This window comes from Streptomyces sp. NPDC006510, from assembly GCF_040611955.1.
Lineage (GTDB): Bacteria > Actinomycetota > Actinomycetes > Streptomycetales > Streptomycetaceae > Streptomyces.
The window spans coordinates 5,550-29,203 of record NZ_JBEXPH010000055.1; the positions used below are offsets into that span (position 1 = coordinate 5,550).

The following is a 23,654-nucleotide window of genomic DNA, read 5'->3' on the forward strand; positions in this document are numbered from 1 at the left end:
CCCGTGGTGGTTTCCAGCGTCGTGACGACCGTCCGTCCGGCGGCTTCCGCCGTGACAACGACCGCCCGTCCTTCAACCGCGACCGTCGGGACGACCGCGGTGGTGACCGTGGTGGTTTCCAGCGTCGTGACGACCGTCCGTCCGGCGGCTTCCGCCGTGACAACGACCGCCCGTCCTTCAACCGCGACCGTCGGGACGACCGTCCGTCGGGCGGCTTCCGCTCCAACGACCGTCGTGACGACCGTGGCGGCCGCTCCTTCGACCGCCGCGACAACGACCGCCCGTCGTTCAACCGCGACCGTCGTGACGACCGCCCCTCCGGCGGCTTCCGCTCCGGTGGCAGCGACCGTCCGTTCAACCGCGACCGTCGCGACGACCGCCCCTCCGGCGGCTTCCGCTCCGGTGGCGGCGACCGTCCGACCGGCCGCCGCGACGACCACCGGGGCACCGGCACCAACACCGGTTCCTTCGGCCGCCGCGACGACAAGCCGCGCTGGAAGCGCAACGGCTGACTGCGGTGAGGACCTGCTGAAGGTCCGCTGAAAGGTCTGCGGAAAGCGGGCCCGCTCTTTACGAGTGGGCCCGCTTTTCTTTTCACTTCCCCCACATGAGTAACCGCTGCTAACATCCGGCGACTTGCACAGGGGCACGGCCGGGGGGCTTTGCGAGCGCTGTGGGTTGTGCGCGATTCCTTTGCGGCAGGCTGCCGTTGATCACCTGTGCCCTTCATGCCTTTCGGGCATTTCGGGGAGGACTGACCCTTTGGCTCGCCTTGCTTCTCCACGCGGTCGTGGCGCCCGGCGCCGTATCGCCGCGCTGGCCGCTCTCACCGTGGTCGCCACCGGTCTCGGCACGGTGCGGAGCGCCGTCGCGGCGGATACGCCGACCCCGGTGCAGACCGGTGGGGTCTGGGGCATCGACTTCGCCGGTGGAGTGCTGAGCACCGTGGAAATCGCCCCGAGCGGACCGCAGTTCGTGTTTGCCCGTCAGGTCGCCGCGGACGGTTCGACGGTGGGCGCTCCCACCTCGATGGGATACGCCGACACCTACGCGACCGGTGCGCATGTCAAGCGTGTGCCGTGCGACGCCGGTTCCTGCGTACCGCTGCGCGCCACCGGCAACGGCCATGTGGGCCGCTTCTTCGTCGACAACGGCCAGGAACGTGCCCAGATCTGGCTGACGGCGAACAGTTTCCACAGCTCCGACGAACCCGCTGTGACCGGCGGTCGGTTCGTGGACGCGACCGGACGATATTTCGTCTACAACGCGGCATCGACCGGCAAGCAGTACATCGACGCCGTGGACGAATACCGCAGGACGGATGTGCGGACGACCCGGCCCATCACCGCCGCCTCGGTATGGGGGTCGGCGCTGTGGACGGCGAGTTCGACCGCCGGAGCGATCACCGCGACCGACCTCGAACAGAAGAAGGTCGTCGCCACCGCCGCCACCGGCGCCCCGTGCGTGATCAAGGAACTTCAGACCGTCGGCCGCTGGATCTACTGGAACTGCGGTACGAGCGGCGTCGCCGGTGTGTACGACCGTACGGCGAAGCAGAGCTTCACCGTGCCGTCCGGCGCCGCGCTCGTCGGCGACGGCTATCTCGTCCGGCACGACCGCACCGCCGGGAAGCTGGTGCTCACCGACTTCCACACCGGGAAGGCCGCACCACCCCGGGAGATCGCGGACCTTCCCGCGGGCAACACCGCCGACCAGCGCCGGCTGAGCTGGGCCGTGGACAAGTTCGGCGGCGACATCGCGTACGTAGGCCCGGACAAGGCGATCCGGATCGTGGCGAGCGGAGTACCCGCGCAGCCCCTGGCGAAGATCGAGTCGGATCTCAACGCCGGGTACATCGATCTCAAGGACACCAGCGGCGGCCAGAGATGGGAGAGTACCTGGCAGCTGAACAGGCCCGTGACCTGGACCTTCGTCGTGAAGGACGCTCATGGTCGTACGGTCCGCACCTTGTCCGGGGGGCCGGGCGCCGAGGCCGACGTCGCCTGGGACGGCAGGACCGACGCGGGCGGCCACCCGTTCAACGAGGACCACACCTGGACACTGACCGCCAGGGCGGCCGAGGGCGACGGCACGTACACCACGAGCGGGAAGATCGCGGTCTCCGGCGGCCTCCAGGGCCACCACGACCAGGGCGGCCTCGACTTCGGCGAGCTGGTCACGCTCAACTCGGCCGGCGAGCTGACCCTGCACTACACCGAGGGCAAGGGGAAGCTCGACTGGAAGCGCTCCGGCTCCGGCTGGCCCAAGGGCACGGTGGCGGTCCCGTTCGGGGACATGGGCAGCGACCGGTGCGCCGAGATGCTCGTACGGATGCCGGGCGGGGAGCTGCGCCGGTACGCCGGGAAGTGCGGCGCCCCGTACACGCCGAACAGCAGCCACACCTCCTTGGGCACCGGCTGGAACGCGTACAACGTCCTGACCGTGCCCGGTGATCTGACCGGTGACGGCCGATCCGACCTGCTCGCGCGCAAGGCGTCGACCAGTGACGTCTACCTCTTCGCCAACGACGGCCAGGGCAAGCTGAGGGCCGGGGTGAAGATCCGTTCGTCCTGGACCGGCTACACGAAGATCGTCGGTGCCGGTGACCTCAACGGCGACGGGTACGGCGATGTGCTCGCGCACCACAAGGACGGCACGCTCTACCGCTACGACGGCACCGCGAGCGGAAAGCTGAAGGAGCGCGTGAAGGTCTTCGCCGCGTGGGGCACCTCGTACAACACCATCGTCGGGGTGGGCGACATCACCGGTGACGGGAAGGCCGACCTGGTCGAGCGGGACAGCTCGGGCAACCTCTTCCGCAACAACGGCAACGGCAAGGGCTCGTTCGGCTCACGGACGAAGATCGCGACCGGCTGGCAGGGCTACAAGGGGGTCTTCTGATGCGAACGGGACGTGCGATGCGTACGAGAAGACGGACGGTGCCGGGTGCGGGCCGGATGCTGACCACCGTGGCCGCGGCCGGAGCCGTGCTCGCCGGACTGTTGGGCTCCGCGCCGCAGGCGCAGGCGGCCACGACGGTCCCCTCATGGCTGATCCCGCTCCACTACTCCGACGACGCCGACGGCTCCCACCGGGCCTGCACCGGCATCACGCTGTCCAGGACCCGGACCCTGGCCACGCCCGACTGCTTCACCGGCCGCAGCCACGCGGACATGGAGTGGGACCACAACCTGTCGAGCGGTCAACTGTCCAGCGGCAGCAGTGATCCGCGCTACCGAAGTCACCCGACGTACGACGCGGCCACCCGCCGGGGAGCGGTCTCGGTGGCGATCAGGGCGACGCCGGCCTCGTACGGCAAGCCGGTGCTCGCGTCGTCCGCCGACACGGCGCTGTACGCCGCGGGTGCCAAGGCGACGTTCTACTCGTGGTCGGGGCTGGATCTGGTCGACGCCCCGCGGGTCCGCCACAGCGAACAGGTGGTGCTCAAGTCGTCGGCGTCCTGCGCCGAACTGCTCGGCCGCACGCTGCCGGGCGGCACGCTCTGCACGGTACCGGCCCCGGGCACGCCCCCGATCGCGGACGAGGACCAGTGCTTCGGGGACGCGGGCGGGGCGCTCGTCGGTGGCGGCAAGCTCATCGCCGTCTCGGCCACCAGGGCCACCGGCTGTGTGACGGGCGGGGTACGCCTCTACACCCGGATCTCCTCCTACCGGGCCACGATCGTCGACTGGACCCGCGACGTCGACCTCGACGAACGGATCAGCGGTTCGGTCCTGGCGCGGGAGCCCAGCGACCTCATCGACCTCTGCGCGACGGACCAGCAGGGCAGGCTCGACGGCTGCTACGTCGACGGCATGGGCTCGATGCTGGACTGGGACGACGACTTCGACTTCATGACCGAGCTGGGCGACCTGGGCGGCGACGGCAAGGGCGACCTGCTCGCCCGTACGCCGGGCGGCACGCTCTACCGCATCCCCAGCCCGATGAGCCGCAGCGAGGTCGGCGACGCCCCGAAGGTGAAACTGGGCACCGGTTGGTCCAAGTACAACCGGATCGTGGCCACCCGCGACCTCAGCGGAGACGGCCTTCCCGACATCCTCGCCCGTGACGCCTCGGGCGTGATCTGGCTCCACCGCGGCAAGAGCGACGGCTCCCTGGCGGGCCGTACGAAGGTCACCACCTGGAAGAGCTACACCGCCATCGCCGGACGCGGCGACCTGTCGGGCGACGGACGCGCGGACATCGTGGCGCGGGACGGGGACGGGGTGCTCTGGCTCTACCGGGGCAACGGCAAGGGCGGCTTCGCGCCACGTACGAAGATCGGCTCGGGCTGGGGCAAGTACAACGTGATCGTCGGCAGTGGGGACATGGACCACAACGGGCGGCAGGACATCCTCGCGCGGACGCCGGGGGGTGCGGTGTACCTCTACAACGCGAACCACACCGGGGGTTTCTCGGCGCCGCGGAAGCTGGCCGACACCCGCTGGAAGAAGTACACGAAGATCACCTGAGCGACCCCGGGGCTCATGGAGGGCGTGGCCTGCGGGCCGTGCCCTCTTCCGCTGCCGGGGCACGTTTTCCCAGTCGTGACCCCGGCGACCGCATGTGTGCACCGACGCGAGGGAATCGCTGGGTGCATGACAACCGACACGGGCGAGGACCGACCACCACCGGGCGTTTCCGACGAGGAGCGCCTCGCGCAGCTCGGGTACACGCAGACGCTGGCCCGGCGCATGTCCGCATTCTCCAACTACGCCGTCTCGTTCACGATCATCTCGGTGCTCTCCGGCTGCCTCACGCTCTACCTCTTCGGCATGAACACCGGCGGCCCCGCTGTCATCTCCTGGGGCTGGGTCGGAGTCGGCCTGATGACGCTGTTCGTCGGCCTGGCGATGGCCGAGATCTGTTCGGCGTACCCGACCTCCGCCGGTCTCTACTTCTGGGCCCACCGGCTGGCCCCGCCGCGCTCGGCCGCGGCCTGGGCCTGGTTCACGGGCTGGTTCAACGTCCTCGGCCAGGTCGCCGTCACCGCCGGGATCGACTTCGGGGCGGCGTCCTTCCTGGGCGCGTACCTGAACCTCCAGTTCGACTTCGGGGTCACCCCCACCCGTACGATCCTGCTCTTCGCCGCGATCCTGCTGCTGCACGGCCTGCTCAACACCTTCGGCGTACGGATCGTCGCGCTGCTGAACAGCGTGAGCGTCTGGTGGCACGTCATCGGCGTCGCCGTCATCGTCGGCGCCCTGACCTTCGTACCGGACTCGCACCGGTCGGCGTCGTTCGTCTTCACCGAGTTCGTGAACAACACGGGCTGGGGCAGCGGTTTCTACGTCGTGATGATCGGCCTGTTGATGGCGCAGTACACCTTCACCGGCTACGACGCCTCCGCCCATATGACGGAGGAGACCCACGACGCGGCGACGGCCGGCCCGCGGGGCATCGTCCGGTCGATCTGGACCTCCTGGATCGCGGGCTTCGTCCTGCTCCTAGGCTTCACCTTCGCCATCCAGTCGTACGACGGAGCACTGAAGTCGCCGACCGGCGCCCCGCCCGCCCAGATCCTCCTGGACGCCCTCGGCGCCACCACCGGCAAGCTCCTGCTGCTGATCGTGATCGGCGCCCAGCTCTTCTGCGGCATGGCGTCCGTGACCGCCAACAGCCGCATGATCTACGCCTTCTCGCGCGACGGGGCCCTGCCCTTCTCCCGCGTCTGGCACACGGTCAGCCCACGCACCCGCACCCCCGTCGCCGCGGTCTGGCTCGCCGCCGCCGGCGCCCTCGTGCTGGGCCTCCCCTATCTGATCAACGTCACGGCGTACGCGGCCGTGACCTCGATCGCGGTGATCGGCCTCTACATCGCCTACGTCATCCCCACACTGCTCCGACTGCTCCGGGGCGGCGACTTCACCCCGGGCCCCTGGCACCTGGGCCGCTGGTCCCGCCCGATCGGCATCGTGGCGGTGGCCTGGGTCGTGATCATCACGGTGCTCTTCATGCTGCCGCAGGTCTCGCCGGTCACCTGGGAGACGTTCAACTACGCACCCGTCGCGGTGCTGGTGGTCCTGGGCTTCGCGGCGACATGGTGGCTGGCCTCGGCGAGGCACTGGTTCCTCAAACCGGATCACAAGCGCACGATCACCCCGGACGAACCCCTCTGACGCCCCGGGAATTCACCGCGACGGGGCCCGGTAACCGATACCCGATCGGCGGCCGGGCCCCGGCGGGCTATGCTCAGGGGTGATTCGCCGAGGGCCGTTAGCTCAATTGGCAGAGCAGCGGACTTTTAATCCGTTGGTTGTGGGTTCGAGTCCCACACGGCCTACGTATGGCGGGGGCGGGGAAGCTTCTCCGGCCCACTGCCAGGCGCCTCGTCCGGTTCCGGCCGGCCGGGGCGCTTCGTCGTTTTCGGCCCCGGCGCTGACGGGCCGCAGGATCAGGCCGCCGGTTCGATGTTCTGGTTGGCGTGGAAGAAGTTGTGCGGGTCGTAGGTCCGCTTGACGGCCGCGAGGCGGTCGTAGTGGTCGCGGTAGGTGGCGCGTATCCGGTCCGGGGTCTCGCCCGTGCCGATGAAATTCACGTACGTACCGCCCATGGAGTGCGGGTGCAGCTCCTCCCAGTAGTCGACGCACCACTGCCTGATCTTCTCGGCGTTGTCCGGGTCCGGGTCGATGCCCGCGATGACGCCAGACCAGACCGCGTCCCGGTAGGCCCAGGCCGTGTCGTCGGGGCCGAGCCGGTGGGCGGCCGCGTCGATCGGGTACAGGTGCGTGGTCGACAGGTCGGTGGGGAGGTTCTCGGCGTACTTGGCGTGTATGCCGATGGCGTCGTCGGTGATCCGGTCGAAGAAGTTGCCGCGCCAGTACCACTGGAGACCGGAGGGGAGCAGTTCGTCGAACATGGACTGCAGGGCGGTGTACGGCATCGGAGCAGTGAAGTGGAAGGCGGGTGGTCCGGGGTCCTCGACGGGCTTGAGGGTGGCTTCGAGGAGGTCGGGGTCGCCCGTCCAGCACCACACCACACCGCACATCTTCTGACCGTGGATCTCCTCCGGGAACGGCGGACCGGGCGGCACGGTGAGGGCGGCGAAGAAGCCGTTGAGGTCCTCGGGAGCCTGCGGCAGGAAGTCCCGGTACCAGCGCAGTACGTCATGGATCCGGTCGACCGGCCAGACCGTGATGGCGACGCCCACCGTGTCCACCGGGTGCATCCGGAAGGTGAAGGAGGTGACGACGCCGAAGTTGCCGCCGCCGCCGCGCAGCGCCCAGAACAGGTCGGGGTGGGTGGTGCCGTCCGCCGTCACCGAGGTGCCGTCCGCCAGGACCACGTCCGCGGCCAGCAGGTTGTCGATCGTCAGGCCGTATCTGCGGGTGAGGTAGCCGTGGCCGCCGCCCAGGGCGAGGCCGCCGACGCCGGTGGACGACTGGATTCCGGAGGGGGTGGCCAGCCCGAACGCGTGGGCGGCGTGGTCGAGGTCGCCGAGCGTGGAGCCGCCGCCGACCGTGGCCGTCCGTGCGCCGGGGTCGATGTGTGCCCAGCGCATGGGCGAGAGGTCGATGGTGACGGCGTCGTCCACCAGACACAGACCCGCACCGCTGTGCCCGCCGCCGCGGACCGCGAGCGCGAGGCCCTCGTCCCGGACGAAATCGACGGCGGCCATGACGTCCGCCGCGTCGGTGCACCGCACCACCGCCGCCGGGCGCTTGTCGATCATGGCGTTGTAGACCGTGCGGGCCCGGCGGTACTCCGGGTCCTGCGGCCCGATGACGGGACCGCGCAGCGCGATCCGCATCGCGTCCAGGGTTTCGAGCGTGGTGCCGTTCATGGCCGGGCCATCTCCTCGCGCGTCGAGATGGGGACCGCACCCCGCTCGGCCTCCCCTGTCGGGTCGTCGGTGCGAGCAGCTGTACGCCGTGGCTCAGGCCCCCGAGAACCGCGCGGGCGGAAACGGCCACCGTGGCTGATGTCTCCTCAAGCTTCCCCGCGGTCCTGGCGCCCCGCCAGTTCGCCGGACGGTGTGGAGGGAGACATACGCGCCGTGGATCAGGCGAGGATCTTCGCCTTCGCCTGCTGGTACTCCTCCTCCGTGATGGCGCCCCGGTCCTTGAGCTCGGCGAGCTTCGTCAGTTCGTCGACGTGGCTCGCCTTCTTCGTGGCGTCGGCGCCGCCCGCTTCGGAGGTGCCGGCGGCTTCCCGTACGTAGGCCTTGAAGGCCGCGTCACGCTCCTGGGCCTCCTTGATGTCCCGCTTGGACATGGATTTGCCGCGCACGATCACGTACACCAGGACGCCGACGTACGGCAGCAGCAGCGTGACGATCAGCCAGCCGGCCTTGCCCCAGCCGCCGAGGTCGTGGCTGCGGAAGATGTCCGAGATGACCTTGAACAGCAGGAACAGCCACATGATCCAGAGGAAGAACCAGAGCATGGTCCAGAAGAGGTCGAGCAACGGGTAGTCGTCCATGGTTCGCTCCCGGTCAGCGCGAGTTGATCGCGGCGGCAGGCAAATGATATTTCAGTCATATCACCCCATATTTGCCCTCGCTCGTTGTTCGCCCGGCGTCCTTCGGGGCCGTTCCACGGGGGCGGGTGCGGAGTACCGTGGAAGTGTCGAGGAGGCGCGGACCTCCAGGAGGCGGGGTTGACTCGTGTCCATGAAGCGGTGCGGGACATCGCGTGAGAAGCGGCGTGAGCAGGCATACGAACGGACGCTCGCGAGGGCGCATGCACAGGGCAGATGAGTCCGCCCGGAGCCCGGTCGGGGCGATCGGCCGTGTCACCGTGCCGATTCCGTCCGATGGGCCGGGCGAAGTACTGGTGGCCGTACGGGGTGGGTCCGAGGCCTACACCGCATGGTCGGCGACGTCGATCGACAGGGACGTGCGCGTCGTTGTCGTCGACGCGGTCTCGGCGCGCGGCGTGATCGTGGAACGCCTGCCGTCCTGAGCCGAAGCAGTGACCTACACACGGAAGCAGTGACGTACGGCAGGAGTCTTCCGATGTTCTTCTGGCACGTTCCCGCCCCCAACGAGGCGATGCTCATCTCCGGTTCCAAGGGGCAGACGCTGGACACCCAGTTCCGGATCGTCACCGGGCACGGCAGTTTCGTGCTCCCGGTGAAGCAGAAGGCGCGCATGCTCTCCCTGGCGCTGCGCGAGGCGGAGATCACCGAGGACTGCGTGACGCAGCAGGGCATCCGCCTCAACGTCCGGGCCGTGGCGGTCTTCAAGGTCGGCGACGACGCCGTGTCCATCGCCAACGCGGCCCGCCGCTTCCTGACCGAGCAGGAGCAGATGGAGGAACTCGTCGGGCGGATCTTCGCAGGGCACCTGCGTTCCATCGTCGGCGGGCTGACCGTGGAGCAGATCATCCGCGAGCGCAACCGGGTCTCCCAGGAGGTCATCGCGGGCAGCCACGGCGAGATGGAGAAGCTCGGCATCGTCGTGGACGCCCTCCAGATCCAGGAGATCGACGACGCCACCGGCTACATCAAGAACCTCGCCGCCCCGCACGCCGCCGCGGTCGCCAGCCAGGCCCGGATCGCCGAGGCCAAGGCCGACCAGGAAGCCAGCCAGCGCGAGCAGCAGGCCTCCGCGCTCAAGGCGGAGTACGAACGTGACACCGCGATCAAGCGGGCCGGCTTCCTCGCCGAGACCGAGCAGTACAACGCCCGCGCCGCGCAGGCCGGGCCGCTCGCTCAGGCAAGGGCTTCGCAGGAGGTCATCGAGGAGCAGACCGCGCTGGCCGAGCGGCAGGCCTCGCTCGCCGCGCAGCGGCTGGAGGCGGAGGTACGGCGTCCGGCGGACGCCGAGGCCTACCGGCAGCGCACCCTGGCGGAGGCGGCCCGTGACCGGGTGAAGTTCGAGGCCGACGGCGACGCGTACACCGAGCGGACCCTCGCCCAGGCGCAGGCCGACGCCAACAGTGTGCGCGCCGCTTCACTGCGTGACGGCAACCAGGAGCTCATCGCGGCCAACCGCATCGTGGAGAACCTGCCCGCCCTGGCCGACGCGGCCGCCCGCGGCATGTCCGGCGCCGACCTCACCGTTCTCAACGGCACCAATGGTGTCAACGAGATGGCGGCGGGCGTCGTCGGCCAGGGGCTGGCGATCCTCCACTCGTTGCAGCGGGGCGCGAACCCGGTGAAGCCGCCGGCGGTCCATGGGAAGGCCACTTCCGCTCCCCGTATCTCCGAGACGAATCCGTCCTGATGCGGCAGGGGTGACGGCCGGGGCGAAGGTCGGGGGTGAAGGCCGGGAGAACCCGAGTGGTCAAAAGAGCGCCGGACATGCCGTAGAGTTGTGTTCACCGACGCGGGGTGGAGCAGCTCGGTAGCTCGCTGGGCTCATAACCCAGAGGTCGCAGGTTCAAATCCTGTCCCCGCTACTGAAGAATTCAGGCCCGGCACGCATACAGCGTGCCGGGTCTGAATCGTTCGGTCCGTGGCCCGCGCGCAGCGGCCGGGGCAGCGGCCGGGTCTGGGCGGTACGTGAGCCACACCACATGTGTCCCCCCATTGGCCGACGAGGAGTCGCCGCCGCGTTCCGCTCCGGTGAGCCTGGGGTGGGGCGCGGTACCGTCCGCAGCCGCGCGCGTACCGGGCAGGAGACCACAGGTGTGGAAGCGGGAGAAGCGGCGTGGCAGGCAGGCCGGGGGCGGGGCCCGTACCCGGTCGTTCGTGCGCACCCTGCCCGCCCTGATGATTCTCGGCGGGCTGGTGTTCGACCTCCTCACCCCGCCGACCTTCACCGCCATTCCGTTGTTCGTGGCCGCTCCGCTGATCGCCGCCCCGTTCTTCTCGCTGGCCAGCACCATCCGCACCGGTATCGCCTCGATGCTGGCCGTCATCGCGCTGCGGCTGTACAGCAGCACGTTGCCGGACGTCGTGCCGTTGATCGAGCTGCTCACCCTGGCCACCGTCTCGGTCCTCGCGGTCGTGATCAACGGGGTCGTGCGGCGCGGCAACGAGCAGCTGGCCTCCGCGCGCTTCGTCGCGGAGACGGCCATGCGCGCGGTACTGCCGCAGCCGGCCGACCGGACCGGCGGACTGCATGTCGCGGCGCGGTACGAGGCTGCGCAGGCGGACGAGTTCGTCGGCGGCGACCTGTTCGCCGTGGCGGACACCCCGCAGGGGGTGCGGCTGGTGGTCGGGGACGTACGGGGGAAGGGGCTCGACGCCGTGGAGACGGTGGCGGTGGTCATCGGGGCGTTCCGTGAGGCGGCCGAGCAGGAACCCTCGCTGGAGGGGGTGGCGGGGCGGCTGGAGCGGGCGCTGGCACGGGAGGAGGCGCGGCGGGGCGGGCTCGACGCGCTGGAGGGCTTCATCACCGCCGTGCTGGCCGAGATCCCGCCCGGGCTGGCCCGGGTGCGGATCGTCAACCGCGGTCACCCCGAGCCGATCCTGCTGCACCCGGGCGGGGCGCTGGAGGTGCTGAAGCCCTCCGTGCCCGCGCTGCCGCTCGGGATGGGCCTGGGGGTGTGGCAGGAGCACACGGACGAGTGGGACCTGTCGGCCGGTACGACCCTGCTCCTCTACACGGACGGCCTCTCCGAGGCGCGGAACGCCGAGGGGGTCTTCTACGATCCGGCGGCCCGGTTGCGCGGGCGGATCTTTCCGGGGCCCGAGGAACTGCTGTCCGCGCTGACCGACGACGTGCGCCTGCACACGGGTGGCGAGACGACCGACGACATGGCGTTGCTCGCGGTCGCACGTCCCGCGGAGGGGCAGCCGGACCGGCGGAGGACCGTGCGGATCGTCGGTGCTGAGGAGGCGTGAGGGGCGGGTGCGGTGCGGGGGTGCGGTGCGGGGGTGCGACGGGTGCGATGCCACCGTGCGTAACCGAAGGGCGTCGCTCCGCATAACATTTGACGCAACATCAGAAACGGGGTAGTGGCTGAGGGTCGGTCAACTCATCCGATTCCGCCCGCTTTTGCCCCGTAAAGTCCAGGCCAAAGACGTGAACGATCAGTGGGAACGGCTTGGAATACGACCCCGGTGTCTATTAACGTTCGATAACGCAGCGCGGTCGTCCCAGCCGTCGTCAGTGGCGGCACCGTGCGCGAGCGCCGAATTCCGCAAGGGAACCGGGGAACCACCTACATGGGGTGAATCGGACACCTGTGTCTCGTGAGAGGCGGAGGGGCCCGTAGGAGACCTTCCTGCTCCGAACCCGTCAGCTAACCCGGTAGGCGAGAAGGAAGGAAAGGAGTGCGCCCCCGTGGCGTCCAACAAGCCTGCCCCCGAGGCCCCGTCTCGGTTCAATCCCGACTACGGCACCGGTTACGGAGCCGACTTCGGCACCGAGCCCGGCGGCGACTTCACCGGCGAATTCACCGGTGAGTTCGGCAGCGACTTCCGCGCCGACGGCAACGGCGAGTCCGACCGCGGCTGGGACGAGTGGAACCCCACCGAGGAGTCCGTCCGCCCGGTGCGCGGCAAGCACCGCGTCGCCAAGCAGCGCAACGGACTCGCCCGCAGCTCCACGGTGCTGGGTGTCGGCGTCATCGCGGCGGTCGGCGCGGGCGGCATGGCCACCGCGCAGAGCAAGCCGCCGGTCTCCATCTCCGTGCCCGACTCCATCGCGGACAACCTCCCCGACGCCAAGTCCCTTCCCGGCGTGGGCTCCTTGTTCTCCGACGAGTCCGAGACGGACAAGACCGAGGTCGCGGCCGCCACCGCCCCGCTGACCACCGCCGGCATCACCACCGCCGAGGCCGAGCAGGGCACGACGGATGCGGGCGAGGCGCTCCGCGCCCGCATCCTCCAGCAGGCCGAGCAGCAGCAGGACGCCGCCGCGGCCGAGGCCAAGGCGACCCAGGAGAAGGAAGCCGCCGAGAAGGCCGCCGCCGAGGCCGAGAAGCAGCAGGACGAGGCCAAGGCCAAGGCCGCCGCCGAGAAGAAGAAGGCGGAGGAGGAGGCCAAGAAGAAGGCGGAGGCCCTGCGGCTCGCCAAGCTCGCCGCCAGCTACGCCATCCCGACCTCCTCGTACACGATCACCTCGACCTTCGGCCAGGCCGGCTCGATGTGGTCCTCCGGCTACCACACCGGCCTCGACTTCGCGGCCCCGACCGGCACCCCGATCAAGGCCGTGCACGGCGCCACGGTCAAGTCGGCCGGCTGGTCCGGTGCGTACGGCTACCGCACGGTGCTGGAACTCGACGACGGCACGGAGCTGTGGTTCTGCCACCAGTCCTCGATCGGTGTCAGCGTCGGCCAGAAGGTCAGCACCGGTGACACCATCGGCCGGGTCGGCGCGACCGGCAACGTGACGGGACCGCACCTCCACATGGAGGTCCACACCGCCGACGGCACGGGCATCGACCCGATGGCCTGGCTCCGCGGCAAGGGCCTCAACCCCTGAGGCGACGCCCGCCCCGCGGGCCTCTTGATCCGAGCCGGTTCGCCGGCCGACGAACCCCGGCAGTCCTGACGCTCACCCCCCGACGTCAGGGCTGCCGGTCTGTTGTGAGCGGTGGGGAAGAGCGGGCGGTGGGGCAGAGGGCAGCGAGGAAGAGCGGCCGGTGGGGGAGAGCCGGCGGTGGGGAAAACGGCGAGCACCTGGAATAGCGGGCCCGCCGGAATTCGTTGATCCACTTATGACTTCTCTTCGCAGGCTGGGCCCTTCCGACCTTCAGGTCTTCCCGCTCGCTCTCGGCGGCAACGTCTTCGGCTGGACCGCCGACGAGGCGCAGTCGTTCGCCGTGCTGGACGCCTACGCCGCGGCCGGAGGCAACTTCATCGACACCGCCGACGGCTACTCCGCCTGGGTTCCGGGCAACGAGGGCGGGGAGTCGGAGACGGTCATCGGCAAGTGGCTGGCCTCCCGCTCCGACCGCGCCGACATCGTCGTCGCCACCAAGGTCTCCACCCACCCCTCGTACCGGGGGCTCGCGCCCGTCAACATCAAGGCCGCGGCCGAGGCGTCGCTGCGTCGGCTCGGCACCGACCGCATCGATCTCTACTACACGCACTTCGATGACGAGACCGTCCCGGTCGAGGACATCATCACCGCCCTCGACCAGCTGGTGAAGGAGGGCAAGGTCCGGGAGATCGCCGCCTCCAACATCAGCCCCGAGCGGCTCCAGGCCTCCCTGGACTTCTCGGAGCGCGAGGGGCTGGCCCGCTACGTCGCCCTGCAGCCGCACTACAACCTGGTCTCCCGCGACACGTACGAGGGCGAACTCCAGGACACGGCCGCCCGCGCCGGGCTCGCCGCCGTGCCGTACTTCGCCCTGGCTTCCGGCTTCCTCACCGGCAAGTACCGTCCGGGCGCCACGGTGGAGAGCGCGCGGGCCGAGAGCGTCAGCAAGTACCGGGACTCGGAGCGGGGACAGAAGGTCCTGGCCGCCCTGGACAAGGTCGCCCAGGAGCACGATGCGGAGATCGCGACCGTCGCGCTGGCCTGGCTCGCCTCCCGGCCGACCGTGGCCGCCCCGATCGCCTCGGCCCGCACGGTCGAGCAGCTGCCCGCGCTGCTGGCCGTCGCGGACCTCTCGCTGACCGAGCAGGAGCTGGCCGAACTCACCGAGGCATCCGCCTGACGCGCACGCGGAGCGCACCGCTACTGAGCGTGCGGCGGAGGCTCATGCGCAACGAATGCCCCGAGAGCGCAACGCTCTTGGGGCATTCGCGCTGAATGCGGCAGAGGTCTCACCGTCGCCATGGGCGGCCGTTCGGCTTCTTCGACGGCTCCGGCCACAGCCCCGGTGTCCGGAGTCTGCGGCCGCAGAAGGAACTGTTCGACGGTTTCGTGGACGCGGTGCGCCGAAGCCCTCAGTGCTGAACCGGCCCGTGCCAGGTCGACTGCCGGGGCGGCAGCATGTACGGGTTGTAGCCGGCGCCGTACTGCGGGTGCGGCGCCGGGGCCGCCCACGGGGGCGGTGGGTACGAGGGGCGCAGGCGGCCCGTTGCCTGGGCCGCGTAGGTCAGGGCGGGGGCGGCCACCTCTCTGCGTTGCCAGAGGTGGTGCAGCAGCTCCAGCTCGCGTTCGGCGAAGTCCGGGCCGGCCGCCCCGCGGCGGGCCCGCAGACGCAGCGAGGCCAGTGAGGTCGCGAACGACTCGTACTCGGCGACGGCCCGCGCAGCCGCCTTCCCGTGGGCCTTCGCCGAGGCTTTCGCCTGAGCGGAGGGCCTGGATGCGGGGCCGTACGGGCTCTGCCGGCTCCCAACGGCCTCGACGGCGTACCGTCGGCGGGCCGCGTCGCGGGCCAGGCCGCGGGCCCGCATCGACGCGAGGGCGAGCGGCTCCGCCGGGGTCAGCCAGCCGGCCGCCGCGTAGCCGGGCAGCTCGGCGGAGAGCATGCGAAGCTCCCGCTGGCGCGACCAGATCGCCAGCCAGGTCACCAGGCCGAAGACCGGCACCATGAACACCCCGTACACGGCGTAGAAGCCCCACGGGCTGAAGACCGCCGACCCGTTCCACAGCGCGTGCATGCCCATGGCGAGCACGAGCCCCAGCAGCGGCAGCACGATGCGGCGGATCCGCCGGCGCCGCGCACCGGCCGCGGCGAGCCCGAAACCTATGCCGGTCAGCACCGTGAAGAGCGGATGCGCGAACGGCGACATCACCGCCCGTACGAAGAACGTCGCGGCCGTCACCGACACGACGCCCGAGGTACCGATCTGCTGATCCTCGCCGAAGGCGTTGCCGAGGTAGAGGATGTTCTCCGTGAAGGCGAAGCCGCTCGCGGTGATGCCCGCGATCACGACGCCGTCGACGATCCCGGTGAACTCCCGTCTTCGGAACAGGAAGATCAGCAGGACCGCGGCGGCCTTGGCACTCTCCTCGACGACCGGGGCTATGACCGTGGCACCGAGGGTGTCGGCGTTCGACGGGTCGGCGGTGGCGGTGGCTATCCAGCGGGTCGCGAACGAATTCGCGAGGATCGCGACCAGTGCGGCGGCGAACGCACCCCAGGCGAAGGCGAACAGCACATTGCGCCAGGGGCCCGGATCGACCCGGTCCAGCCAGCGGAACGCCGCCATCAGCAGCGGCACGGGCAGCACGGCGAGCCCGAGGCCGACGAGAAAACCCTGAGTGCCCGTCTGGTCGCGGACCAGGGCCAGGATTGCCAGGCCACAGAGCGCGAGCACCGTGAACACGGCCGCGATGCGGAACGTCCGGCTGCGCCACACCATGCCGACGCGGCGCGGCCGGTAGCGCCAGTGCCTGCGCTCCGGCACGGCAGCCAGGATCTCGCCGACCCGCTGCTCCTTGAGGAGCGGGACGGCCGGTTGCGACTGCCGCTGCTGGACAGACCCGTCGGACACCACCCAATGACCCTAACCAGCAGCACTGACACCTGACCATGGGGCGCCCGGCCGGGCAGGGAGCGGCAGCTCTCAGCGGCGGGCGAAGAGCAGGTCGTGCACGACATGGCCCTTGTCCAGGCCCTGCCCCTCGAACCGGGTCAGCGGCCGGAACGCGGGCCGGGGCGCGTAGCCACCGTCCGCCCGGGTGTTCTCGAAGAGGGGGTGCGCGGTCAGCACCTCCAGCATCTGCTCGGCGTACGGCTCCCAGTCGGTCGCGCAGTGGATCACTGCCCCCGGCTTCAGCCGCTGCGCCACCAGATCGAGGAACTCCGGCTGGATCAGCCGCCGCTTGTGATGGCGCTTCTTCGGCCATGGGTCGGGGAAGTACACCCGCAGCCCGTCCAGCGAGTCCGGCTTGAGCATCTCGCGCAGCAGGATGATCGCGTCGCCGTTGGCCACCCGGATGTTGGACAGGCCGTTCCGTTCCGCGAGGCCGAGCAGATTGCCCTGGCCCGGGGTGTGCACATCGACGGCGAGGATGCCCGTGCCCGGGTCGTCGGCGGCCATCTGCGCGGTCGCCTCGCCCATCCCGAAGCCGATCTCCAGCACGGTCGGGAGCCCGTCGAACAGCTCGGGCAGGTCGAGGACGCGCTGCCCGTCGATGTCCAGGCCCCACTTGGGCCAGAGCCGCAGCAGGGCGTCCTCCTGGCCGGGCGTGACGCGGCTGCGGCGCGGCTGGAAGCTGCGGATCCGGCGTTCGTGGTGCGAACCGGCCGGGTCGATGGCGGGCCCGCCCGGGAAGCGCGGCTCCTGGCGCAGCCTGCGCTGCCGCTCGAAGGAAGCGGCGCGGAGGTCGTCCGGAATCCCGGCAGCGTCGGCAGCGGACGAGGAGAGATTCTCGGAGACGTTCTCGAAGGAGCCCTCGGAGACGATCTCGGAGGAGCTCTCGGAGGGGTTCATGGGCTCAGACACAATGCCCCGATTCTACGGCGGGCGGCCTCCACCCCGTCTCCCGTGCCCGGAGCAGCGCCCTGCGTGCCACCTCCCGCCCGATGGGCAGCGAGGCCGTCGCGGCGGGCGACGGAGCGTTCAGTACGTGGACGGTGTGCGGGGCCTCGCGGATCAGGAAGTCGTCCACCAGGGTGCCGTCCCGCAGCACGGCCTGGGCCCTGACCCCCGCCGGGGCCGGCCTCAGATCGGCCTCCGTCACCTCGGGCAGCAGCCGCCGCACGGCCTGGGTGAACGCGTGCTTCGACAGCGAACGGCGCACCTCGCCCGCCCCGTACCGCCAGTGTCTGCGTGCGATCTGCCAGGTGCCGGGCCAAGCAAGGGTGTCCGCCAGCTCGCGCGGGCGTACGACCGGCCAGCCGTACCCCTCGCGCGCCAGGGCCGGCACCGCGTTCGGCCCGACGTGGACGCTGCCGTCGTGGCCCCGGGTCAGATGGACCCCGAGGAACGGGAACGCCGGATCGGGCACCGGATAGACCAGGCTGCGCACCAGCTCCGGCCGCGCCAGCTCGTAGTACTCCCCCCGGAAGGGCACGATCCGCATCCCCGGGTCGTCGCCCGCGAGCCGTGCCACCCGGTCGCAGTGGAGTCCCGCGCAGTTGACCAGCACCCGGGCCCGCACCACCGGGCCGTCCGCCGTCCGCACCGCCACGCCCCAGGGGCGCCGGTCGATCGCGGTGACCTCCGCCCCGTAACGGATCACCCCGCCGGCCCTGCTCACCTCGGCGGCGAACCGGGCCGCGACCGCTCCGAAGTCGCACACCCCGGTCGACCCGACCCGGATCGCGGCGAGGCCGCTCACCTGGGGTTCGTACTCCGTGATCTGGGCGGGGCCCAGCTCGCGCACCGGCAGCCCGTGCTGCCGGCCGCGCTGGACCAGGGCGTGCAGTCGGGGCAGCTCGGACCGCTCGGTCGCGACGATCAGCTTGCCGGTCACCGCGTGCGCGATGCCGTGCTCGGCGCAGAAGTCGACCATTTCGGCGGCGCCGCGCACCGCGTAGCGAGCCTTGAGCGAGCCGGGGCGGTAATAGATGCCGCTGTGGATCACTCCGCTGTTGCGCCCGGTCTGGTGCCGGGCCGGGCCCCACTCCTTCTCCAGGACCGTCACCCGGGTGCCCGGAGCGGTGCGTGTGATCGCATATGCCGTCGACAGCCCGACGATCCCGCCGCCGATCACCAGCACATCGCAGTCGTACGCCGCGTGCGTCATCATCACGCCACCTCCCACCCCGATAGTGCACTGACCCACTGACAACGCACTCAAACCAGTGCGGCCCAGCGTGGCGCCGAATCTTTACGGCCCGGCTCGTGGCACGTCGGATTCCGTTTACGCCGGCGCCACCAGGAGCGGCCTGGCCCGCTCACGCAGCTCGGCGACGCGCGGCTCGTGCCCGTACGGTTCGAGCCGGTGCAGCAGATCCCGTACGTACTCCGTGGTGCGCGCCGAGGAGATGCGGCCCGCCACCTCGACCGCCCGGGTGCCCGCGGCACAGGCCGCGTCCAGATTGCCCGACTCCAGCTCGGCCACCGCCGACACCACGAGCCGCAGCCCGTGCGAGCGGACGAACTCCTCGGTGGGCCTGGACAGCGCCTGCTCGGTGAAGCGCCGCACCTGCCGGGGCGCCTTCAGATCGAGGTGGCACTCCGCGGCATCGGCCGCGAACCTGTCGTACGAGTAGAAGCCCAGCCAGGACGGGTCCGCGTCGGCGTCCCTGGAGCGCTCCAGCCAGCCCTCGGCGGCCTTCAGCGCGGATCCCGCGGCGGACGCGTCGTTCGCCTTGGCATGGGCACGCGCCTCCACCAGGCGGAAGAAGCTCATGGTGCGGGCCGTGGCGAGGCCCCGGTTGCGCTCGACGGCGGCCTGCGCGAGGTCGATCCCCTCGTCGGCGAAGCCGCGGTAGGTCGCCTGGAGCGACATCGACGCGAGGACGTAGCCGCCGAGGGGTACGTCGGCTGCGGCCCGCGCGAGTCTCAGCGCCTGGATGTAGTAGCGCTGCGCGGCCTCCTGCTGACCGGTGTCGAAGGCCATCCACCCGGCGAGCCTGGTCAGTTCGGCCGCGGCGCCGAAGAGTGCCCGGCCGACTTCGTCGCTGTACGAACCGAGCAGCAGAGGTGCGGCGTCGACCCGTAAGCACTCGGGAACCATGGAGGAACGCCAGTCCCCGCCGCCGTACTTGGAGTCCCAGCGGCGGGCGTCCTGGGCCGCCTCCCGCAGCTTGGAGACATCGCTGTGGCCGACCCGCAGCGGGGAGATGTCGCTGGTGATCGTGGCGACAGGAGCGGTGACGGGGGTGGTGACGGGAGTGGTGACAGAAGTGGTGACAGAAGTGGTGGAGGACGCCGATGCCGATGCCGACGCGGCTTCGGGGCGCGGCTGGGCGGGGATGGCGGGTGCCTGCCGCGTGCCGAGTGCTCCCAGCGTTCCGAGCGCTGTCCGGGCCGCCTGTGCGGTCAGCGCGGTCTGGACGCCGGGTCTCGGCTGCGCCCCGGATGTCGGCTGAGCCCCGGATACCGGCTGCGCTCCGGTTGTCGTCTCCGTGCTCTTCGCCGCCTTGCCCGGCGGGCTCTGCGCCCCTGCACCGCTGTGTGCGCCCCGTGCGCCCTGGGGGTCGAAGGCGGGCGCCTCGGCCGCTGTCGCGTCCCGCGCCACCGTCGCGTCGGCGGGGGATATCAGCCAGCGGGACGCGGGCGTCGCGTACGCGCTCACCGAGAACGAGCCCGCGAGCGACTGCCAGATCCCGCCGCTGCCCGCCCTCCGCCCGGCCAGATCCAGCCGGTACAGCTCGGTCGCCGAACGGACCGCCTCGCTCACGGCGCGCGGGAAGGCCAGCCCGACCTCCGGCGCCGGGTCGGCGTCCGCGAGCCCGATCTCGTGCAGCGGGACCGGCCGGCCGAGCTTGGCGCCGATCGCCGCGGCGATGAGATGGGGCGCGGCGCCCTGCGGCACCATGCCCTTGGAGACCCACCGGGCCACCGAGGTCTTGTCGTACCGAAGTGTCAGACCGCGCTGCGCCCCGAGGTCATTGACCCGCCGGGCGAGCCCGGCGTTGCTGATTCCCGCGAGGGCGAGAACGGTTCCGAGCTTCTCGTTCGGTCCTCGTTGCTCCCTGGACATGCGCCACCCCTCGACACACAGACGGCCGCCGCGTCACCGTTGCGGCGCGCGGCATTCGTACCGTGTCCTCCCCAGCGACGAGCCCCGGCACTCCGGCCGCACACGCATGCGGCCGAGCCCCGAGGAATATGCCTCCTGCAGAGAACCTCAGTAAACCCAGCGTAGTTCGCCGCATCCCTACCGTTAAGGGGCAGACGTCCGTATGGCGGGATTGTTGTCCGTGCGGACGCGGACGGCGGTCCGGACGCGGATCGGATGCATTCCGGAAGGGGCCCGGATGTGGATCGGACGCCGCGTGAACCCGGCCCGGAACCCTGCTCGACGGCGCACGGGAGCGGCACTCGGAGGCGCTGCCCCCGCGTGGTGCCGGGGCTGCTCGCCGAGCCCCGTACGTGCTCCTGGTGTGTGGCCGTGCGCCCGGCCGTGCGCTCTCGTCCGGCCGTTTCGGGAGCGTTTCCATGGGTGCTGCGTGGGTCGGCCCACTGCACAGGACTCAGTGGGCTGGGGGACACTGCCGCCTCATTCCCCGCAGGCGGCGGACCGGTCCGGGAGGTGAACGACGCCTCCCGGACTGTGCATCGGCGGTCCCGGTGGAGATCTTTCGCGGCTGCCGAAAGGGCCCGGAAGGGGTCCAGGCGGGACCCAGGTGGGGCCCGGGAGGCATTCGGGAAGAATCGGGGAATGAAGCGGGGCGAAAAGGGACTTCTGATGCGGCGAGTGCCTCGGCGCGAGGTTCCAACCCGCTCCGAAAATGGCCGAATGTCGTCGGTCGTTCGAGGTTGGGCCGCCCGTTTCGCGGACATCTCGTCGACTGCCCGACGGTCGCCCGCCGGCGGCTCGTCAGCGGTTCGTGGATGTCTCGAACATGGCTGGATTTCGGCCGGTGGATCTGGCTCATAAGTGGAGACCAACGCGCCTGTTCCGTAAGTCAGTTGGCGGTTGAGGTGCCTGATGCCGGTGGTGCGTGACGTCATGCCGCCGGAAGTGTCGCCCGTTTCCCGCCGGGCGCGTACGTGTCCGCAACCCGCCCGGCCTCCCGCCCGGCCCGGCCTTTGCCAGGGGCGCATGCCCTTCCGACGTGCGCCGTGCGTAGCCCCTCCTGTGCGCCGTTGTCGTGGCAGCATGTTCGCAACGGCGCCGCGCGCTAACCGGAATTCTCCCGATACTTTCCTGCTGCGCCGTTTTGTCCACAGCCTGTGGAGGCGGCGATGCGTTGGTTGGTGGGGTGGAGCAGTATCGCCGCGAGCTTCGGCACGGCCGGTGCGGTCGGCCCCAGTGACGAGGGGCGCACGATGCACCCCGTGGGCTCCCAACTCCTGTGGGGCGACCCGGATCCGCTCTGGGCCGTGGGGGACTGGCGTCCCGACGAGATTCGGATCACCACGGCCGAAACCACCGAAGGCGCGCCCACCGCCCGGATGGCCGTCCTCGGCTGCTGCAGCGCCACCGACGAACAGCTGCGCTCCGGCCTCCTCGCCGCCCGCGGCGGAGCCCTGCGCCATCTGACCTCCTGGCCCGGCAGCTACACGACCGTCGTCCAGATCGGCCGCCGGATCACCGTCATCGGCGACCTCGCCGGTGCCCGCCCCGTCTTCTACACGCCCTGGGCGGGCGGCACGGCGTACGCCACCGCCGCGCTCCCGCTCGCCGACCTCATCGAGGCCCAGCTGGACATCGGCCACCTGGCCGCCCTGCTCGCCTGCCCCGAAACACCGGAGGCGCTGCGCGACGGCACCCCGTACGCCGGGGTGAAGCGCATCCCGCCGGGCCACGCGCTCATCCTCCGCGAGGGCTCGCGCGAGATCACCGGCTACGAGGCGGTGGCCTCCCTCGCCGTGGCCGCCCCCCAACTCGACCCGGTCAGCGCCGTCGACGGCGTACGCGACGCACTGGTCGAAGCCGTACGCGCCAGACTCCTGGCCCCGCGCCACGCGCCCGAGACCCTGCCGCCCGACCCCGGCCCGGTCCCCGGCATGGGCCCCGCCGAACGGCGCGCCGCCCGTGGCGCGCCGGTCCCCGGCATCGGCGCCGACCTGTCCGGAGGCAGCGCCTCCGCCACCCTCGCCCTGCTCGCCGCCGGACTGCCCGGCCTGCCCGGCACCCTCCTCGGCCACGGCACGGGCGCCGGGGAGCGGCTGCTGGCCGTCACCCTGAACGACCTCACCGCGCGCGGACACGAGGACGAACTCGAACGCGCCCGCGTGATCGCCGCCAACCCGCGCCTGCACCATGTGGTCGTCGCGGCCGGGGAAGAGGCCCTGCCCTACGCCGACCTGGGCAGCGGCCCGCTCACCGATGAACCCGCCCCGTCCCTCGTCGTCGCCGAGCGCCACCGCCGGCGCCTGGCGTCGGGCAGCGCCGACCACTTCGTCGGCGGCGGCGCCCGGCAGGTCCTCGACGCCCACCCGGCCCGCCTCGCCGACCTGCTGATGGACCGTCGCCGACGCCATCTGCTGCGCCCGGTCGCCGCGCTTGCCAGGGCGGAGGGCCCGAGCGCGCACTCCCTGTTCGTCCCGCTGACCGTCTACCGCGCGGCCCGCCGCCTGTCCCGTACGTCGTACCGCACCGGCCTGGAAGCGGCGGCCGACCGGCTGCCGGACGCCAACCGGCACACCCCCGACCTCGACACCCCCGCCGACGCGTCGCTGGCCGCCCTCGCCTGGTCGCGGCCCGGACCCGCCGCGCGCTGGCTCACGGGGGAGGCGCTCGCCGAAGTGTCGGTCCGGCTCCAGGAGGCGGCCATCCGGCCCGTCTCCGTCCAGCGTCCCGGCGAGGCCCGCGCCAGGGCGGCCCTGGCCCGGTACGCCGCCGACCACCGGATCCTGGAGCAGGCCGCCGAGAACCGCAGCCAGCGGCTGCACGCCCCGTTCCTCGACAACCAGGTCGTACGCGCCGCCCGCGCGCTCCCCGAATCGCTCCGGGTCCAGCCGGGCGCCCGCGCCGCGATCCTGCGCCGGGTGCTCGCGGGCGCAGGCATCCACGAGCTGCCGCCCGGCTGGGGCACGCCCTCCCTCGCCACGTCGAACGCGACCGCCCGCACCGGCCTGCGCGCCGCCCTCCCGGAACTGATCGCCCTCTTCGACGCCCCGCTGCTCGCCGACGCGGGCCTGGTCGAGGCCCGCGTCGTACGGAAGGCGCTGCGCGCGGCCTCCGAGGGCGAACCGCTCCCGCTGGACGGCCTCGCGCACCTGGCGTCCACGGAGCTCTGGCTCCGCCGGCTCGTGTCGCGGCGCGGCACCTGCTGGACGGGCACGGCGGCACCCCGCCAGCGTGCGGTCGCGGGCGGCGTCGTTCCGGGCAGGCGGACGCTTCAGCCGTAGGC

The 23,654-nt window shown here is 71.2% G+C and carries 15 protein-coding genes, 2 tRNA genes, 1 pseudogene and 1 riboswitch; of the genes and pseudogenes, 12 read left to right on the plus strand and 6 right to left on the minus strand.

Annotation, left to right across the window (positions count from 1 at the left end; all coding sequences use genetic code 11):
- The 5 genes and pseudogenes from ABZY11_RS18620 to ABZY11_RS18640 form a co-directional block, all read left to right on the plus strand.
- Positions 1–512: pseudogene (locus tag ABZY11_RS18620) on the plus strand (RNA helicase); the annotation flags it as partial.
- A gap of 250 nt (positions 513–762) precedes the next feature.
- Positions 763–2,901, plus strand: a complete 2,139-nt coding sequence (locus tag ABZY11_RS18625; protein ID WP_356480158.1) for an FG-GAP-like repeat-containing protein — start codon at positions 763–765, stop codon at positions 2,899–2,901.
- Between the two features lie 17 nt (positions 2,902–2,918).
- Positions 2,919–4,472 carry an FG-GAP-like repeat-containing protein gene (locus ABZY11_RS18630; protein WP_356480159.1) on the plus strand — a complete coding sequence of 518 codons (1,554 nt, stop codon included), beginning with the start codon at positions 2,919–2,921 and terminating at the stop codon, positions 4,470–4,472.
- A 126-nt stretch (positions 4,473–4,598) separates the two neighbouring features.
- Positions 4,599–6,119 carry an amino acid permease gene (locus tag ABZY11_RS18635; RefSeq protein ID WP_356480160.1) on the plus strand — a complete coding sequence of 507 codons (1,521 nt, stop codon included), beginning with the start codon at positions 4,599–4,601 and terminating at the stop codon, positions 6,117–6,119.
- A gap of 91 nt (positions 6,120–6,210) precedes the next feature.
- Positions 6,211–6,283 (plus strand) — tRNA-Lys (locus tag ABZY11_RS18640).
- 111 nt (positions 6,284–6,394) lie between these two features.
- Here ABZY11_RS18640 and ABZY11_RS18645 read toward each other — a convergent pair.
- Both ABZY11_RS18645 and ABZY11_RS18650 read right to left on the minus strand, forming a co-directional pair.
- Positions 6,395–7,783: an FAD-binding oxidoreductase gene (locus tag ABZY11_RS18645; protein WP_356480161.1), complete on the minus strand. Its 1,389-nt coding sequence runs from the start codon at positions 7,781–7,783 to the stop codon at positions 6,395–6,397.
- A gap of 218 nt (positions 7,784–8,001) precedes the next feature.
- Entirely contained in the window at positions 8,002–8,421 is a 420-nt protein-coding gene (locus ABZY11_RS18650; RefSeq protein ID WP_356480162.1) for an SHOCT domain-containing protein, read from the minus strand.
- A gap of 260 nt (positions 8,422–8,681) precedes the next feature.
- On the opposite strand from ABZY11_RS18650, the gene ABZY11_RS18655 reads away from it, so the two are divergent.
- The 6 genes from ABZY11_RS18655 (at position 8,682) to ABZY11_RS18680 (ending at position 14,498) form a co-directional block, all read left to right on the plus strand.
- Complete coding sequence (locus tag ABZY11_RS18655) at positions 8,682–8,903, plus strand: hypothetical protein (RefSeq protein WP_356480163.1); 222 nt, start codon at positions 8,682–8,684, stop codon at positions 8,901–8,903.
- Between the two features lie 53 nt (positions 8,904–8,956).
- Positions 8,957–10,168 (plus strand): SPFH domain-containing protein, encoded by a 1,212-nt coding sequence (locus tag ABZY11_RS18660; protein WP_356480164.1) that lies wholly within the window; start codon positions 8,957–8,959, stop codon positions 10,166–10,168.
- A 101-nt stretch (positions 10,169–10,269) separates the two neighbouring features.
- Positions 10,270–10,343 (plus strand) — tRNA-Met (locus ABZY11_RS18665).
- A 229-nt stretch (positions 10,344–10,572) separates the two neighbouring features.
- Positions 10,573–11,733 (plus strand): PP2C family protein-serine/threonine phosphatase, encoded by a 1,161-nt coding sequence (locus ABZY11_RS18670; protein ID WP_356480165.1) that lies wholly within the window; start codon positions 10,573–10,575, stop codon positions 11,731–11,733.
- Between the two features lie 278 nt (positions 11,734–12,011).
- Positions 12,012–12,164, plus strand: a riboswitch (cyclic di-AMP (ydaO/yuaA leader).
- A gap of 11 nt (positions 12,165–12,175) precedes the next feature.
- Complete coding sequence (locus ABZY11_RS18675) at positions 12,176–13,318, plus strand: M23 family metallopeptidase (protein ID WP_356480166.1); 1,143 nt, start codon at positions 12,176–12,178, stop codon at positions 13,316–13,318.
- Positions 13,319–13,553: 235 nt separating this feature from the next.
- Positions 13,554–14,498: an aldo/keto reductase gene (locus ABZY11_RS18680; protein WP_356480167.1), complete on the plus strand. Its 945-nt coding sequence runs from the start codon at positions 13,554–13,556 to the stop codon at positions 14,496–14,498.
- A 232-nt stretch (positions 14,499–14,730) separates the two neighbouring features.
- On the opposite strand, the gene ABZY11_RS18685 is transcribed toward ABZY11_RS18680, so the two are convergent.
- From ABZY11_RS18685 to ABZY11_RS18700, 4 genes are all read right to left on the minus strand, one after another.
- Positions 14,731–16,227, minus strand: coding sequence for a PrsW family intramembrane metalloprotease (locus ABZY11_RS18685; protein WP_356480168.1), 1,497 nt, complete (start codon positions 16,225–16,227; stop codon positions 14,731–14,733).
- Positions 16,228–16,299: 72 nt separating this feature from the next.
- Positions 16,300–17,181: a tRNA (guanosine(46)-N7)-methyltransferase TrmB gene (gene trmB / locus ABZY11_RS18690; RefSeq protein ID WP_356480169.1), complete on the minus strand. Its 882-nt coding sequence runs from the start codon at positions 17,179–17,181 to the stop codon at positions 16,300–16,302.
- Positions 17,174–18,430: an L-2-hydroxyglutarate oxidase gene (gene lhgO / locus ABZY11_RS18695; protein ID WP_356480170.1), complete on the minus strand. Its 1,257-nt coding sequence runs from the start codon at positions 18,428–18,430 to the stop codon at positions 17,174–17,176. Before lhgO ends, trmB begins: the two co-directional genes overlap by 8 nt.
- Positions 18,431–18,544: 114 nt before the next feature.
- On the minus strand, positions 18,545–20,332 hold the full coding sequence (locus tag ABZY11_RS18700; protein ID WP_356480171.1) for a sporulation protein: 1,788 nt from the start codon (positions 20,330–20,332) through the stop codon (positions 18,545–18,547).
- Positions 20,333–21,540: 1,208 nt separating this feature from the next.
- Here ABZY11_RS18700 and ABZY11_RS18705 point away from each other — a divergent pair.
- Positions 21,541–23,652 carry an asparagine synthase-related protein gene (locus ABZY11_RS18705; protein ID WP_356480172.1) on the plus strand — a complete coding sequence of 704 codons (2,112 nt, stop codon included), beginning with the start codon at positions 21,541–21,543 and terminating at the stop codon, positions 23,650–23,652.
- Positions 23,653–23,654: the final 2 nt, after the last annotated feature.

Excerpts from the sequence above, each read along its gene's own strand:
- ABZY11_RS18660 (WP_356480164.1), top strand. The coding sequence starts at position 8,957 with ATGTTCTTCTGGCACGTTCCCGCCCCCAACGAGGCGATGCTCATCTCC.
- ABZY11_RS18705 (WP_356480172.1), top strand. The coding sequence starts at position 21,541 with ATGCGTTGGTTGGTGGGGTGGAGCAGTATCGCCGCGAGCTTCGGCACG.
- ABZY11_RS18700 (WP_356480171.1), bottom strand. The coding sequence starts at position 20,332 with ATGTCCAGGGAGCAACGAGGACCGAACGAGAAGCTCGGAACCGTTCTC.
- ABZY11_RS18650 (WP_356480162.1), bottom strand. The coding sequence starts at position 8,421 with ATGGACGACTACCCGTTGCTCGACCTCTTCTGGACCATGCTCTGGTTC.
- ABZY11_RS18655 (WP_356480163.1), top strand. The coding sequence starts at position 8,682 with ATGCACAGGGCAGATGAGTCCGCCCGGAGCCCGGTCGGGGCGATCGGC.
- ABZY11_RS18630 (WP_356480159.1), top strand. The coding sequence starts at position 2,919 with ATGCGTACGAGAAGACGGACGGTGCCGGGTGCGGGCCGGATGCTGACC.
- ABZY11_RS18680 (WP_356480167.1), top strand. The coding sequence starts at position 13,554 with ATGACTTCTCTTCGCAGGCTGGGCCCTTCCGACCTTCAGGTCTTCCCG.
- ABZY11_RS18645 (WP_356480161.1), bottom strand. The coding sequence starts at position 7,783 with ATGAACGGCACCACGCTCGAAACCCTGGACGCGATGCGGATCGCGCTG.
- ABZY11_RS18635 (WP_356480160.1), top strand. The coding sequence starts at position 4,599 with ATGACAACCGACACGGGCGAGGACCGACCACCACCGGGCGTTTCCGAC.
- lhgO (WP_356480170.1), bottom strand. The coding sequence starts at position 18,430 with ATGATGACGCACGCGGCGTACGACTGCGATGTGCTGGTGATCGGCGGC.